This window comes from Wolbachia endosymbiont (group A) of Volucella inflata, assembly GCF_947250665.1.
In the GTDB taxonomy this organism is placed as follows: domain Bacteria; phylum Pseudomonadota; class Alphaproteobacteria; order Rickettsiales; family Anaplasmataceae; genus Wolbachia; species Wolbachia pipientis.
The window spans coordinates 1,235,027-1,251,212 of the sequence record NZ_OX366338.1; the positions used below are offsets into that span (position 1 = coordinate 1,235,027).

Sequence of the window (16,186 nt, forward strand, 5' to 3'; positions counted from 1 at the left end):
ATATCTTCCTTTAATACCGATTAAATATTTCATTATATAAAGCTTTTTTATATAAGCAAGTTATTTGTATTAATTTCTACGCCTTTAATCCAGCTTAAGTGAGATATTTCATAAATAACTTGAGGAGCAATTGAATATGCACCTGGTAATAAGATGCTCACTTTATGTTTTTCGAGAAGAAGTTTTAGCATTATTTTGGTTCTGCCTTCATCTTTCAATATTGTGTTTAATTCCATAGCGGCTTTTTGCGAATCCGTGCACTCAGTGGTGAGAACTAATTCTTTTATTGTAGAAGTGACTCTTTTTGTAAACTCAGATATATCCTTGCCTGCTAATCTTGTCGTATTTTCCGAAGCTTCAAGATCAATTATCACAAATGTTCCTGGTGAAAATAAATCTCTTTTTTCTTCTATTATTTCATTATTATAGAATGCTATTTCAGAAACGTTATGGGGATCAGAAAGTGTGAGGATAACAAACCTTCCACGCTCTGAAGTTCTCATACGTGCATTTAATATTACCCCAGCAGTTTTTGCTGTTCTATTTTCTCCGATAAACCCAATATTTAACTTTTCCAGAAGAGTTCTAAATTTTTCAAGTGGATGGTTAGTTAAATAAAATCCTAGTGAAAATAACTCATGTTCTAATTTTTCCTCCTCATCAAAATCTTCCACATTCTCAAGTTTCGGTTTGAGGACATCAAGACTACCAAACAAAGCAGCTTGACTTGATTCTCTATCCTGTTTGTTTTTATTTGCAAAGTAAATCAGCGTGTCCATTGACTCATATAGCTGCTTTCTGTTCTTATGCACGCTATCGAATGCTCCGGATTTAATCAGGCTTTCTAGCGCTCTCTTATTTATTGTATGACCTGAATTTTGAATGAATTCCCATATGTCCTTACAAGCGCTTGAACGTACGTTCACTATTCCTTCCGCTATAGAAAAACCAACATTCCTCAAGGCAGCAATACCATAACGTATGCGTTCATCCTCTATTGAGAATTCAGCTTGAGACTTGTTTATATCAGGTGAAAGAACGGTAACGCCACTAAACTTTGCTGCATGATAAAATAAATTCAGTTTATCTCTATCATCAATATTCAGATTCATTAGTGCTGTAAAAAATTCTAATGGATAATTAGCTTTAAGGTAAGCCGTTTGATAAGATATCACCGCATATGCTGCAGCATGAGATTTATTGAACCCATAACCAGCAAATTTTGCAACAAGGTCAAAAATATAACTTGCCCTGTCATAATCAACGCCATTCTTTGTTGCCCCTTGGATGAAAAGTTCACGTTGTTTATCCATCTCTTCCTTGATTTTCTTACCCATGGCACGTCTCAGCAGATCTGCTTCCGCTAAGCTATACCCGGAAAGAATACGGGCTATTTCCATCACTTGTTCTTGGTAAATTATTACCCCAAATGTCTCTTTTAATACTTCCTCAAGTAACGGATGAATATAATCTGGCTTTTCAAGTCCGTGTTTTCTTGCAACATAAGTTGGAATGTTATCCATAGGTCCTGGACGATAAAGGGAAATTAAAGCGATAATATCTTCAATGCAGTCCGGTTTTAGTTTAATTAAAGCTTCTCTCATTCCCGAACTTTCAAGCTGAAACACTCCAATTGAATCACCGCTTGAGAGTATCTCATAGGTTTTTTGGTCATTCAAAGGAACTGAAGAAATATCAATCTTTTTTCCATCACGATTAATTAAACGACATACATGATCTATTAGCGTTAGCGTACCAAGCCCAAGAAAATCAAATTTTATTAGCCCAGCTTTCTCCACATATTTCATGCTGTATTGAGTGATTGGCAAAGCTGAATTTGGATCATAATACACAGGAACAAAATTTTCCAACTTTTGATCACATATTACAATTCCAGCAGCATGGGTTGAAACGTGACGATATATTCCTTCAAGCTTAAGAGATATATCAAGAAGCTTTGCAATTACCTCATCACTATCCCGCTCTTTCTGCAGGTTTTGATCAAACTCTATCGCTTGTGATAAAGTTACAGGATTTACTGGATTAAATGGAACCATTTTAGATATTTTATCCACTTGAGAGTAAGGCATTTGCAATACTCTACCAACATCACGCAATACTGCCCTTGCCTGCAATTTACCAAAAGTGATTATTTGAGCAACATAACCGTACTTTTTCTGAACATAATCAATAACCAGGTCCCTTTTCTCTTGGCAGAAATCGATATCAAAGTCAGGCATCGATACACGATCAGGATTCAAAAATCTTTCAAATATTAGGCCAAACTTTATTGGATCAAGGTCTGTAATCTGCAAGCCCCAAGCAACAATTGATCCAGCACCAGAGCCTCTTCCTGGACCAACTGGAATGCCATTTGCTTTGCTCCAACGAATGAAATCAGAAACTATCAAAAAGTAGCCAGCGTAGTTCATCGAAGTTATCACACTCAGTTCGTAATTCAGCCGATCGTAGTATTGTTTAAGGTCTATGTCTGTCTCATTCGCAATACGGAATTCTAATCCTGCAACTGCCTGCTCCCTCAGTTCTTCATTCTCAGTTTTATTTTCTCGACAAGGAAATTTAGGCAAAATAGGCTGCCTGCTTCTTGGCATGTAAGAGCACCGCTTAGCTATCACTAAAGTGTTATGAATTGCTTCGGGAATGTCGCTGAACAACTCCTCCATTTCTGCCACAGATTTGAAGTAATGCTCGGTAGTTAACTTCTTTCTGTTATTCTCCAGGGCATAACTCCCCTCCGATATACACGTTAATATATCATAAGCCTCATAGTCAGACCTATTTGGAAAAAATACATCGTTCGTTGCAACTAGTGGTATATTGCGCTGATAAGCAAAGTCTATCAAAGCTTCTTCAAGCTCTAGCTCTTTATTCAACCCATGACGCTGCAATTCAACATATAAATGACCATTGAATGCTGAAAGCAGTTTTTCAACCGTTTCTTTATCTTGCCCCAACAATAGTTGAGCCAAACATCCACCGGTTAAAGCGATCAGACCCGTACTTAAATTCAATAGCTCATCAAAATCAACGTAAGGAATATCGCTGTTATTCTTGCGCTTTCTAAAAGACTCACTCACCAAAGTGACTAAATTAGTGTACCCTTGCTCATTTTTTGCAAGCAATAATATAGGTAAATTTTGTTCTGAATGTTTAACTATAATATTGCATCCTATTATTAGCTGTATTCCCCTACTTGCCGCATATTCTGAAAACTCGAGCGAGCCAAACAAGTTACCTGAATCAGTAATTGCAACCGCTGGCATTTTATTTCGCAAACAAAGGCCGATCAGCTCCTCAATTTTAACCGAGCTTTCAAGCAGCGAATAAACACTATGAACACGTAAGTGTATGAACATAAGAAACTTTAGATCAACAAAAAAGGATAACATTAATTTACTCATGAGAACATAATTTTCATGAGAACAAAAGCCTATAAGATTTCTCAAATCTAAGGTTAAAATACAAAAAACTTACTTGACAAACTCTGCCAGCCCCCTTATCATGATGCTGAAGGTATTGTATTTGCTTTCGCCAATCTGCAGATTAAAAGGTAAGGATTACTTAATGTATCGGCGTCTTATGTTTAATTTTTTGCAGTATATAGATACTGTATGTCTTTACAAAACTTCATCTACATCTAGATTTTTATCTAAATAAGCTGAACGCGCTTATAAAGCGTTACAAGACATCAAAAAATGCCAATACTCGACAGAGATAGTAAAAGACTAGCTAACTCGGGGATTCTTTGTCTTTTTTTCTGCTTAGTAAATTTCTTAAACATTTGCAGCGTAGGTTAGTTGCAATTAAAAGCAGCTGAATTTCGCTTGTCAAGCGTTTAAAACATAAAAAACGCCAATATTTTAAAGCGGATAATAACCCCAGGGCTTCTTTTGCCTTTTTTTTCATTTGGTAAATTTCTTAACGTTTGTAGCTAAAAGAGCCCAAGAGAGGTCAGTGCTCCTTTTTTTGTCATCCAAGTAGCCTCCTATGGTGTCATCCCAGTGCCCAGACACTGGGATCCAGTTGAGCTATTTCAACAAAAATACTGCATTTTGAGATGAACGTTTATTTTCACCAGATTATTTACAAGTATAACAATTAAAGTCTGGATTCCAGTGTCAAGCACTGGAATGACACCGTCTTGGATGGAAACCAGTGTCGGCTACTCGGATGACATCATAGGGGCGCTGGAGTGACACCCTGACAATCGTCATCCCGCTGCTTGTTAGCGGCTAAGGGATACCGCGAATGAATCGCGGTATAATGTAGGGATTGCATTAGCTATAATTCTTTAGTTTTCACTTTTCTTTTAACCTTGCAATGATATTTTCTTTGCCGATAAAAATTAATAGTTTAGCGAGCTCTGGTCCTGTTTCTGTTCCTGTTAAAGCTGAACGCAACTGCGTAAATAGGTTTTTTGCCTTTATATCCACTGTTTGTCGAATAGTTTTGACCCATTCTGACAACGTGTTTTCATTACAATCACCTTGGGGCAATGCATTGAACGCAATTTTTATAAGCTCCTTATCAAGAATCACAGGCTCTATATCAGATTTGCATATTTTCCACCACTTGGCCACCTCAGAAAACCTTTCTATATTGTTCCTTATAAAATACCAAAACTCTGAGGAGTCCACTCCAATTTGATTTAAACGGTCTTGCACCATTTCAAATGGCATTTGTTGCAGAACTTTGCTATTTAGCTTATATATTTCACTCAAGCTGAATTGTACAGATGCTGAGCTAAATTTTTTAATGTCAAATGAGTCAATTAAAGACTGTATGTCAACATAAGCTTCTATCGGATCAGATGTTCCGAGCTTCACTAAATAGCTAGTTAGCGCCATTGGTTCAATTTCATCTTCTCTTATGGACTTGATATCCAGCCCGCCTTTCCGTTTCGATATCTTGCTATCATCAAAATGTAGCAGAGAAAGGTGAGCAAACATAGGAATTTTCGCTTTTAATGCTTTAATCATTTGGATTTGCACTGCGGTATTAGTTACATGATCTTCCCCACGTACAACATGGGTTACATTAAAGTCAACATCATCGATAGCAGAAGGTAACATGTATGTGTACATTCCATCTTCTCTTTTTACCACAGGGTCGCTGATGCTATTGGTTGCAATATTTATTTCGCCTTTAACTTTATCATTCCATTTAACAACCTCATTTCTATCCAACTTAAATCTAAAATGTGGTCTTCTTCCTTCTTGCTCATAACTAATTTTCTCTTGCTCAGTTAGAAGTAACGCGCTTCTGTCATATACAGGGGGAAGTCCTTGTTTTAACTGCAATTTTCGTTTAATGTCTAACTCTTCTCTTGTTTCATAGCATGCATAAATATGCCCTTCTTTTATTAACTGCAAAAACACCTCATTGTAACGCTCAAAGCGCTCTGATTGCTTGAAACTTGCATCCCAATTGATACCAATCCATTTCAAATCTTGTATGATATCATTTATATATTTGACATCTGAACGCTGAAGGTCAGTATCATCAAAACGGAGTAAAAATTTTCCATTTTGATTGCGTGTGTACATCCAACAAACCAAGGCAGTTCGTACGTTTCCTACGTGGAGGTAGCCAGTTGGGCTTGGAGCGAATCTTGTTAGCATTTAAACAACAATATTGTTTACTCTAATTTATTTTAATTTTATATAAATATATGGCTAAAGCAAGTGAGATCTGCTAATACAATTGAGCGAGAGAAGAATAAGTATGGCTATAGCATTGTGGCACCTTTGATATTTGATGGATTAAGACCATATGATAAATTCAAGAAAATTCACAGCTTGACGACAAAGGCTAATGTAGCATTATATTGGTATCATGACTAACTTAGAAAAGATGAGAGAAAAACTGCAAGATCAAATAAATTATCATAATGTTTTGTATCACCAAAAAAATAAGCCAGAAATAAGTGATGCTGAATATGATGAACTGAAGAAAAAGTTAGCTGAAATAGAGCCAGAAATTTATGCAACACAAGATAGTGTTGGTGCTCCACCTGATGAGAGGTTTTCTAAGGTGGAACATCAAGAACCTATGCTTTCCCTTGAGAATGCTTATGATGAACAAGGTGTAGAGAAATTTTTGTCTAAAATAAAGAGGTTTTTAATTGAGGACAAAATAGAGATATTATGTGAACCAAAAATTGATGGGTTGTCGTTTTCTGCAATTTATGAGGATGGAAGATTTGTTAAAGCTGCAACTCGAGGCGACGGTTTTGTAGGAGAAGATGTCACTCACAATGTTGCAACAATAAAAGGCTTTCCTAAGTTTTTGCAAGGTGTGCAAGGAAGACTAGAAGTAAGAGGTGAAATATACATCAGTAACAGCGACTTTTTAAAGTTAAATGAAAACGATGAATTTGCCAATCCTCGAAATGCAGCCGCTGGTTCTCTAAAGCAATTGGATGCAAACATTACAGCAAGTAGACCTCTTAGATATTTTGCTTATTCTTTAATTGGTGGGGCAGAGAAAAGTCAAAGTGAAATACTAAATAAGCTTGAGGCACTTGGTTTTTGCGTAAATGAGCATCAGTCCTTAACGAGTAGTTTAGATGGAATGCTGAAGTTCTATAACGAGGTCTATAACTGTCGCTATAACTTGGATTATGATATTGATGGAATAGTCTATAAAGTAAATGATTTGGTACTACAAAATCGTCTAGGGAATACTCACAAAGCACCGCGCTCAGCACTTGCATACAAGTTTTCTGCGGTTTATGCAAAAACAAAGTTAAACAAGATATTTATACAGGTGGGCAGAACAGGGGTTTTAACTCCAGTTGCAGATTTAGTGCCAGTCAATGTTGGTGGGGTGCTAGTTAGTAGAGCAAGTCTGCATAACCAAGATGAGATAAAACGTAAAGACATAAGAGAGGGAGATATTGTAACAATTAAAAGGGCAGGTGATGTAATTCCCCAGATCGTTGAAGTAAGCAGAGATTCTCGTCTTCCAAATACACCTGAATTTGTGTTTCTTGAAGTATGCCCTGAATGTGGTAGTAAAGTACGTCAGGTTGAGGGAGAGGCAGCAGTAAGATGTCCTGAGGAATTTGCCTGTAAAGCTCAAATGATAGAAAAACTAAAGCATTTTGTATCGAAAGATGCATTTGACATTGTTGGCCTTGGTGATAAGCAGATAGAGTTTTTTTACGACCTTGGTCTGATAAAACAAATCCATGATATTTTTACTTTAGAAGAAAAATTGGATGAATTTAATCTGGAAGAACAGTCTGGTTGGGGCAAGAAATCAATAGCTCATTTATTAAATGCTATACAAAGCAGAAGGGTAATAACTCTAGATAGGTTTATATTTTCTTTAGGTATTAGATTTATTGGCCAAGTTGCAGCAGAATTGCTTGCAGATTATTATGTTTCTTATGATAATTGGTATAATTCGATGATTGAACTGTCATCAGATAATACTGAGCTAGTAGGTATAGACGGCATAGGAAAAAAAGTAGCTGAATCTTTGGAATCATTTTTTTCTAAGGAACATAACATCAAAATGTTAAATGATCTTACTGCTTGTCTTCAAATTCTTCCTGTGAGCTCCAACTCTAGTAACTCTGTTTTAAATAATAAAATTATAGTGTTTACTGGTAAGCTACTTGCTATGAGTAGAGGAGAGGCAAAAGTAAGAGCCAAAACTCTAGGAGCAAAGGTCAGCTCACATCTTTCTGCTAAAACTGACTACCTAATTGCAGGAGAAAAACCAGGATCCAAATATAAAAAGGCAGTGGAATTAGGTGTAGAAATTTTAGATGAAGACCAGTGGCATAAAGTGATAAGTTTGGGAGTGTTCAAATGATACTTGGATGTATCCGTTCAGGATAGCGGCAAGACCATAGAGTAAAAGTGAGTTTACAACAAATGGTGTCATGCAAGTAGCTGACACTGGAATGACACCATTTGTTGTACAAACTACCTTTGCAAACAAATGTTCGTACATCTGTGTGTCATGCACTTTGCTTCAATATTTGTACATTAGCCACTCCCCTGAACAGACAATGGCGTCAACTTAAGGACACATTTTAGACTTCTTTGTTGAAATAAAACAGAAACAAAAGTGCTGTTTATCGCACTCTTTGGATAATTTAATGATAAAAAATTTAGAGAGAAATTTTATACACTATCGCTGATATTTTTCCTTAAGTTGACGCCATTGCCTGAACAGATACAATCAATTTACTGACATTGGTATGGCTAAATTCGAAATGGCTAGGTGTACAGTCCCAGAGTGTGATGGTATGATAAAATATGAGAAAAAAATACCATCAAAGGAGGAGTTATGGGACAAATATTACATGGGTGCGCCAAAACAACACAGACGATTCGTAGAGCAATACAAAATAGAAAAGAGAGCATAGCAAAACTCTCCAAGCATTATAACCTTAATCCAAAAACTATTATTAAGTGGAGAAAACGTTCATTTACGAAAGATGCTGATATGGGTCCAAAGCGTCCAAGATCGACTGTTTTAACGCTAGAAGAGGAAGCTATAATAGTTACATTTCGCAAGTATACACTACTGCCACTAGATGATTGCCTTTACGCTCTGCAGTCTACAATTCCGCATTTGACTCGCTCTAGCTTGCATCGTTGTTTACAAAGACACAACATTAGCAGATTACCAACTGTTGATGGAGAAGTTAAGTCAAAAAAGAAATTCAAACAATATCCTATCGGTTACTTTCATATTGATATTGCTGAAGTTAGAACTGAGGAGGGCAAATTACATTTGTTTGTTGCTATTGATAGGACATCCAAATTTACCTATGTTGAGTTGCGTAACAGTGCTACAAAACCCATAGCTGCTGAGTTCTTACGTAATTTGATTAGAATTTTACCGTATAAAATCCATACTATTTTGACAGATAACGGTATACAATTTACAAACCAGAAGCGTCATAAGTATGCTTTCCAACATATATTTGATAGAGTTTGCGAAGAGAATGTTATTGAACATCGTTTGACAAAAGTTAGCCATCCTTGGACGAATGGGCAAGTCGAGCGTATGAATAAAACTTTAAAGGATGCTACAGTTAAGAAGTATTACTATCAATCGCACCAGCAACTTAAAGAACACCTTTATAACTTTGTTATGGCTTATAATTATGCAAAGAGACTCAAAACTCTTAAGGGTCTTACTCCTTATGAATTTATATGTTATCAGTGGACACAGTCTCCAGAATTATTTATACTAAATCCACACCATCACACTCTGGGACCATACACCTAGAGTTCTCTGATATCTGTAACCATTAGTATTTGTCCTATTCTCTCCATAAAGCATATTAAACCTACCTAATAATTTACTAATATAATTATGTAAAAGAAAAGGAAAATTGCAAGCGATTTATCTATAGCTAACCCAAGAAAGGTTTTCCTACGTCATACCGCGATTTATTCGCGGTATCTCAGCATAGATTCCGCTAACAAGTAGCGGAATGACGAATTTTTGTTTTTAAAATTATCGGTAAACTTAAGTCACTTTAGCTATAAAATCCTAATTCTGAGTTAATTAATTACGACTCCAAAAACTTCTCTGCATCAAGTGCAGCCATGCACCCTGTTCCTGCTGCAACTACTGCCTGACGATATACCTTATCTTGAACATCACCTGCAGCAAACACTCCTGCCCTACTAGTTAAAGTTGTTCCAGGTTTTGTAATGATGTAACCCTGCTCATCCATTTCAACAAAGCCTTTAAAAATACCCGTATTTGGTGCGTGTCCAATTGCAATAAACACTCCATCCACTTTTAATTCTGTTGATTTAATTATAATACCAGTAACTTTTTTCGGATTTTCTTCTCCAAGAATCTGCTCTACGGTATGGTTCCACATTACTTTTATTTTATCATTTTTAAAGAGTCTATCTTGCATTACTTTTTCCGCTCTTAATTTATCACGCCTGTGTATTAATATCACTTCTTTGGCAAATCGAGTTAAAAATATTGCTTCTTCAACAGCGGTATTTCCACCACCAATCACGGCTACAACTTTATTCCTAAAAAATGCACCATCACAAGTTGCACAAGCTGAAACTCCGTAACCTTGAAATTCCTTTTCACTCTCCAAACCAAGCCATTTTGCTTGCGCACCGGATGCAATTATAATTGCATCCGAGTAGTAGTCATTGATATTACCAGAAGATCTAAATCTATACTCATTAAAGTCCTCAAGTTGTTCAACGCTTTTTATCTCATCATCTATTATTTTTGCTCCAACCTTCTCTGCATGCAACCTCATCTGCTCCATTAGTTCTGGACCCTGTATTGAAACAAAACCAGGATAATTTTCAACATCTGTAGTAATTGTAAGCTGACCACCAGGCTGCATTCCCGTTACTACAACTGGCTCTAAGTTTGCACGTGCTGCATATATAGCAGCAGCATAACCCGCTGCCCCGGATCCAATAATAAGAACTTTTGTACTAAATCTATAATTCTTCACTGTATGAGTTTAGATAATCAGCTACTCCTTCATCGCTTGCCTGCATTGCTGGCTTACCTTTCTTCCACCCTGCTGGACATACTTCACCATGCTCCTCATTATGTTTAATTGCATCAACGATTCTAACGAATTCATCGATATTACGCCCTAAAGGCAAATCATTTATCGATTGATGACGTACAATAAATTTATCATCAATAACGAAAGTTGCTCTCAGCGCAATTGAGTCATCATATAAAACCCCATAGTCTCTTGATATAGACTTTTTGATATCAGACACTAAAGTGTAGCTAATCTCTCCAATACCACCATCATTAACTGGAGTGTTTCGCCATTTATAATGTGAAAATTTTGAATCTACACTTACTCCTATAACTTCAATACCACGTTTTGAAAAATCCTCTATTTTATTACTAAATGATATCAACTCAGTTGGACAGACAAAGGTAAAATCAAGTGGATAGAAAAAAAGGACAGCATACTTATTTTTTATGCGCTTACTCAGACAGAAATCATCAACAATTTCTCCGCCAGAGAGAACAGCTGAAGCAGTAAAATCGATAGCAGATTTTGTTACAAGATTCATAATTAACCTATTCTTTTAAAATAACTTTAATTTTACATCTTGATGAACTTATATGCAAGTTTTCTTTGGTTTTAGCCCTATAAAAACTTTCTAAAATAGCTCTTCTTTTTTACCGATAAGATACAATCCAGATTGGAATACTGAGTTGGTGAGTATAAAAGTATAGCTAACATGTCATACCGCCGCGGTATCTCTTAGCCGCTAACAAGCAGCGGGATGACGAGCTTATCGTCATGCCACCGCGAACCGTCATACCGCCACGAATCGTCATACCGCGATTCATTCGCGGTATCTCTAGATCCCGCTAACAAGTAGCGGGATGACGGTTGTTGTTTAGCTATAAATGTTAAAAAATTTACCAAACAAAAAAAAGGCAAAAGAAGCCCTAGTCATTGTCTATTTTCAGTATTGGCGTTTTTAAGTCTTAAACGCTGCAATTTAGCTGCTTTTAAGTGCAACTAACCTTAGCTATAAATATTTAAGAAATTTACCAGGCAGAAAAAAAAGGCATAGAAAACCCACAGTAGCTAGTTATTCACTCTCTATTTTAAAATTTGACGTTGGGTGATGTCTTGAACGCTTTATAAGCGCGTTTCAGCTTGTATAGGTAAAAACCTAGAAATTTGATAAAGACATAAGGTACACATAGTGCAAAAATTTAAGCATAGTACGCCAAATACAAGTTTTCTTGTCGTTTTAATCTGCACAGATTGCGAAGTTAAATGAAATAGCTTCAGTATCATAATAAGGGGGCTGGCGAAGGGTGTCAAGTAAGTTTTTCGTTTCTGCGGGCTACTTGAATAACGGCTACAATGTTCATACAGCTAGTGCGACCCGAAAGTCGTGATTTTGTGATGGTTAAATTCCATCTTCCCTAGACATCGGGGATAATGTATGTCTCACATTTTAGAGAGTGGCAACCTCTAGGCTCTGTGGACAAAATTTTAGAGAAGCCATACAAGAGCTCCAACAAAATTGAGAAAACCCATAAAAACCTCAGCAGTTTTATCAAATCTGGAAAAAATGCGCCTAAAATTTTTAATTTTACCAAAAAAACACTCAATCAAATGACGTTCTTTGTAGATATGCTCATCGTAATACCTTTGCACTTTTCGATTCCGTTTTGGCGGAATAACTACTGTACATCCCTTGTCTTCAAGACTTGTAACAAAGGCATTGCTATCGTAGCCCTTGTCAGCTACTACAGTAGAGTTATAGATACTTTCGGTCAACACTTGTGCCTGCGTAATTTCATTTCTTTGACCAGGAGTCAGAGTAAATTTAAGTGGATTTCCAAGTGCATCGACAAGCGCATGTATTTTAGTTATAAAGCCACCTTTGCTCCTCCCTAAAGCTTCTTGATCCTTGGAGTTTTTTGTATATCCAGATGAACATGGATGGCCTCGGATGATCGTACCGTCGATTATAGCAACTTCTAAATCAGGCTCTTGTTTAGTATATTCAAGCAATTTTTTCCAGACATCTCTTTCACACCATCTTTTAAATCGCTTATGTATACTCCTGTAATTACCATAAGTTTTTGGTAAAAGTCTCCATTGGCAACCACTTCGCACTATGTACCACACTGCCTCTATGAATATTCTTAAACGTTTTTCATCTTTGCTGTGCATTCCTTTTACGCTTTTTATGAACTCTAAAATTTGTTTCCAATTTTCCTCTTTGATGTAATATTGCATATGGTAGTTTCTCCATTTTTTACCTATTAGGCTAAACTACCATCTTTTTCTCTCTTTTCATATTTTTTGTCCACAGAGCCTAGTTTTGACACTGGTTTCCATCCAAGACGGCAGTAGCCCCTTCGGTGTCATTCCAGTGTCAAGCACTGGAATGACAAAGGAGAGCAGTGTCAGCTACTTGGATGACACCTTTTTTCTACTTAGTGTGGGTTATACAAGAAGTCTATTGTATGGCTATTGCTGGTCGTATATTACTTATAGCTTATCTATTCAAATTTTGACTTTATTTTTCATAATTCATTATTGACAGAAATTATTAATTGGGTTATTATTAGATTATCGTTAACAAATGAGGCAAAGAAATGACGACATCCAATAATTCTTCATTGCTAAAAGATAGTCAGGAGCTTACTAAAACTAAGGGGACTATATGGAAACCTTTAATTATTGTCTGTATTTAGTTTCACATCTGGTCAATATCTTCCTTATGTTATTGCAGCAGTTTCTGGTTGTGGTGCCATTGCAGCAGTTCCTTTAGCAATCTTTGCTGTTTCTGCGGTTGTTGCACTTATTTCAGTGACATATCTTGTTAAACTGGCTATTTCTAGAGATGATAATAAGAAAGAAGTAGGTCTTAATGGACAGAAATTCGGCCATACTCCATCTCAAGAACCACAAAAATTTGTGTGTAAAAATTGTACTAATCTGGAGAATAAATCAAATGTACCTACTCCTCAATCACCTCCAGTAACGTTTGGAACACAACCAAATCCAAGTGCCAATATGCTACAGCCGCCGCCTCCTCCTCTATCAAGCTGTGCACCACCACCTCCTCCTCCTCAAAATTCATCAACTCAACAGGGTAGTAATGATTTACTTAATAGTATAAAAAAAGCTGGCGGTAAGGCAGGTGTGAGCAAAGAACAGAAAAAAGCACGCGATGAAAAATTAAAACAAAATAGGGAAAAACGAGAAAAGAATAGTGAAGGTGAGCAAACAGATTCCAAAAATGCTTTATTTGCAGAAATAAGAGGAGGTTTTAAATTGAAACCAGTTAATAAAAATCAACAAAGCCCTGAGAAGAGTACTCCAAAAACAAAGTGTGATATGGCTTCTATTCTTGCAAGGAGAATAGCCATTGAATTCTCAGATAGTGAAGCATCTGATTCTATTAGCGATTCAGGTTGGATTACAGATGAAAGCAAAGACAAACAGAAAGAGATAGAGCAGAAAAAGAAGGTGCTGACAAAAAGCAGGAAAAAATCTACGCCTTCAAATTCCCAATCAGACAATAAAAAAGGAACAAGCACTCCCGAGAGTGGTTATAGATCTGATGATGATCAACAATATCCTGAAACTGCAGCTCCGCCAAGCCACCAACCAAATACAAAAAAGCCACCGATACCGCCTAAGCCTGTTAATTCAAAAACGAAACCTCAAGCTCCTCTTGCAACAACAGCGACTGAAGTGAAAGACTCATTTACTCGTTCTGTTAAGGAACGTTGTGGCATGTTTGGTAGAGCGGCTACTAAATTTGAGAGGGAATCGGTGTTACGATACGTTAAGGAAAGCACCACGCACTTCTCTTCTTTTTCAAAATAAGTTTACCTACAGGTCTGATTATATTAAGATTGTTTAATACAATCAGATCTATTATATGCGTTTATCCAAGTATTACTTACCAACTCTAAAGGAAAAGCCTGCCCATGCTAAAATTATCTCCCATCAATATTCTTTACGTGCAGGTTTAATAAAGCAGATAGCATCTGGCATTTATTCCTGGTTACCACTTGGTCTGCGCGTGCTTAAAAATATTGAAGACATCATCAGAGATGAAATGGATAAATCTGGCGCTATTGAAGTGTTAATGCCTTGTGTGCAACCAGCAAATCTTTGGCGAGAATCAGGGCGTTACGATGATTACGGTAAGGAAATGTTGCGTATAAAGGATAGGCATGAGGAAGATATGCTTTTTGGTCCAACGCACGAGGAGATAGCAACTGATTTAATTAGAGATGTGGTAAAAAGTTACAAAGATTTGCCACTTTGTTTATACCAAATTCAATGGAAGTTTCGTGATGAGGTAAGACCACGTTATGGTGTTATGAGGGGCAGGGAATTTTTGATGAAGGATGCGTATAGTTTTGATGTGGATTACGAAAGTGCACAGAATTCATATAATTTGATGTACAAAACTTACATAAAAATCTTCAAACGCATGGGACTTACCCCCATTGGAGTGAGAGCTGATACGGGGCCAATTGGAGGAAATTTGAGCCACGAGTTTCATATATTGGCAAACACTGGTGAAAGCACTTTATATTACGACAACAAATTTTCTGAGTTGCTAGAAAGCGAAGATGTTGAAAGTTTGAAGAGTATATACGCAGTTGCAGATGATATGCATGATCCTGAGACTTGCCCTATATCACAAGAGCAGTTAAATGTTAGTAAAGGTATTGAAATAGGGCATATTTTTTATTTTGGCGACAAATATTCAAAGCCTATGAAGGCAAGTGTTACTTCTCAAGATGGAAAAAATGTCAATATACATATGGGTTCGTATGGTATTGGGGTTTCAAGGCTTGTTGGTGCAATAATAGAAGCTTTTCATGATGATAAGGGAATTATCTGGCCGGAGGAGGTAGCTCCTTTCAGAATTGGTTTAATCAATTTACAAACGAAAGTAACGGAGGCTGCAGATAAAATATACAAAGCTTTAAAAAGCGATGAAGTGCTTTACGATGATACAGAAGGAAGTGTAGGAGTAAAATTTGCTAGGATGGATCTGATAGGCTTGCCGTGGCAAATAATTGTCGGAAAAAAGGCAATAGATGAAAAGATAGTTGAAGTAAAAAATAGAGCGACTGGAGAGGTAAAGGAAATGCAGATTGAGGAAGCAATAAATCACTTTAGCACAAAATGATAAGCGGTATCGGCACTGACATAGTATATATACCAAGAGTATTGAGAATATTACAAAAATACGGGGAAAAATTTCTCAATAGAATCTACACTGAAAAGGAAATAGAGCTAAGTAGAAAGTATAATAGTCAAGAAATGCGAGCAAGGTATTTCGCTAAGCGTTTTGCGGCAAAGGAGGCTTTTATTAAAGCACGAGGTACTGGATTTAGTCAGGACATTACAATGAAAGATATAGAAATATACAATGATGTGAGAGGCAAGCCGTATCTTACCGTTAGCAAGGATTTTATCTCCAAAATTCATCTTTCTCTAAGTGACGATGGAGATTACGCTACTGCATTTGTTGTAATTTGCATCTATAGCTCACACAGATAAAGTTTACTCTTTTGTCATCCTATGCAGTTATCTAAGTGGAGAGAGGTGACTTTCTCCACTTAGATAACTGGAATGAATCGCAGTATAGCTATAGCATACACAAACAACTAG

At 36.7% G+C, this 16,186-nt stretch carries 10 protein-coding genes; 5 read left to right on the plus strand and 5 right to left on the minus strand.

What is annotated here, in order from left to right; translation table 11 throughout:
* Positions 1-47: 47 nt before the first annotated feature.
* Positions 48-3,377, minus strand: coding sequence for a DNA polymerase III subunit alpha (gene dnaE, locus OOK85_RS06345; RefSeq protein WP_264702843.1), 3,330 nt, complete (start codon positions 3,375-3,377; stop codon positions 48-50).
* Positions 3,378-4,319: 942 nt separating this feature from the next.
* Complete coding sequence (gltX, locus tag OOK85_RS06350) at positions 4,320-5,642, minus strand: glutamate--tRNA ligase (RefSeq protein ID WP_264702845.1); 1,323 nt, start codon at positions 5,640-5,642, stop codon at positions 4,320-4,322.
* 214 nt (positions 5,643-5,856) lie between these two features.
* Between gltX and ligA the strand changes: the two genes are divergently transcribed.
* Positions 5,857-7,845 (plus strand): NAD-dependent DNA ligase LigA, encoded by a 1,989-nt coding sequence (gene ligA / locus OOK85_RS06355; protein WP_264702847.1) that lies wholly within the window; start codon positions 5,857-5,859, stop codon positions 7,843-7,845.
* A gap of 480 nt (positions 7,846-8,325) precedes the next feature.
* The gene (locus OOK85_RS06360) at positions 8,326-9,276 is read left to right on the plus strand and encodes an IS481 family transposase (protein ID WP_264702189.1); all 951 of its coding nucleotides are present in this window, start codon (positions 8,326-8,328) and stop codon (positions 9,274-9,276) included.
* Positions 9,277-9,562: 286 nt separating this feature from the next.
* On the opposite strand, the gene trxB is transcribed toward OOK85_RS06360, so the two are convergent.
* The 3 genes from trxB to OOK85_RS06375 form a co-directional block, all read right to left on the minus strand.
* Positions 9,563-10,492 carry a thioredoxin-disulfide reductase gene (trxB, locus tag OOK85_RS06365; RefSeq protein ID WP_264702849.1) on the minus strand — a complete coding sequence of 310 codons (930 nt, stop codon included), beginning with the start codon at positions 10,490-10,492 and terminating at the stop codon, positions 9,563-9,565.
* Positions 10,479-11,078: a peroxiredoxin gene (locus OOK85_RS06370; protein WP_264702851.1), complete on the minus strand. Its 600-nt coding sequence runs from the start codon at positions 11,076-11,078 to the stop codon at positions 10,479-10,481. The genes trxB and OOK85_RS06370 overlap by 14 nt, the downstream gene beginning before the upstream one ends.
* Before the next feature lie 944 nt (positions 11,079-12,022).
* Positions 12,023-12,775, minus strand: a complete 753-nt coding sequence (locus OOK85_RS06375) for an IS5 family transposase (RefSeq protein ID WP_264702853.1) — start codon at positions 12,773-12,775, stop codon at positions 12,023-12,025.
* A 447-nt stretch (positions 12,776-13,222) separates the two neighbouring features.
* Between OOK85_RS06375 and OOK85_RS06380 the strand changes: the two genes are divergently transcribed.
* From OOK85_RS06380 to OOK85_RS06390, 3 genes are read left to right on the plus strand one after another with little or no spacing between them, the layout of a single operon-like run.
* Positions 13,223-14,377, plus strand: a complete 1,155-nt coding sequence (locus OOK85_RS06380) for a WH2 domain-containing protein (protein ID WP_264702855.1) — start codon at positions 13,223-13,225, stop codon at positions 14,375-14,377.
* A 55-nt stretch (positions 14,378-14,432) separates the two neighbouring features.
* Complete coding sequence (gene proS, locus OOK85_RS06385) at positions 14,433-15,701, plus strand: proline--tRNA ligase (RefSeq protein WP_264702857.1); 1,269 nt, start codon at positions 14,433-14,435, stop codon at positions 15,699-15,701.
* Complete coding sequence (locus tag OOK85_RS06390) at positions 15,698-16,075, plus strand: holo-[acyl-carrier-protein] synthase (RefSeq protein WP_264702859.1); 378 nt, start codon at positions 15,698-15,700, stop codon at positions 16,073-16,075. The genes proS and OOK85_RS06390 overlap by 4 nt, the downstream gene beginning before the upstream one ends.
* Positions 16,076-16,186: the final 111 nt, after the last annotated feature.

What these genes read in the sequence shown, in the direction of transcription:
- OOK85_RS06370 (WP_264702851.1), bottom strand. Translation starts at nt 11,078, where the DNA reads ATGAATCTTGTAACAAAATCTGCTATCGATTTTACTGCTTCAGCTGTT.
- dnaE (WP_264702843.1), bottom strand. Translation starts at nt 3,377, where the DNA reads ATGTTCATACACTTACGTGTTCATAGTGTTTATTCGCTGCTTGAAAGC.
- gltX (WP_264702845.1), bottom strand. Translation starts at nt 5,642, where the DNA reads ATGCTAACAAGATTCGCTCCAAGCCCAACTGGCTACCTCCACGTAGGA.
- ligA (WP_264702847.1), top strand. Translation starts at nt 5,857, where the DNA reads ATGACTAACTTAGAAAAGATGAGAGAAAAACTGCAAGATCAAATAAAT.
- OOK85_RS06360 (WP_264702189.1), top strand. Translation starts at nt 8,326, where the DNA reads ATGGGACAAATATTACATGGGTGCGCCAAAACAACACAGACGATTCGT.
- OOK85_RS06390 (WP_264702859.1), top strand. Translation starts at nt 15,698, where the DNA reads ATGATAAGCGGTATCGGCACTGACATAGTATATATACCAAGAGTATTG.
- OOK85_RS06375 (WP_264702853.1), bottom strand. Translation starts at nt 12,775, where the DNA reads ATGCAATATTACATCAAAGAGGAAAATTGGAAACAAATTTTAGAGTTC.
- proS (WP_264702857.1), top strand. Translation starts at nt 14,433, where the DNA reads ATGCGTTTATCCAAGTATTACTTACCAACTCTAAAGGAAAAGCCTGCC.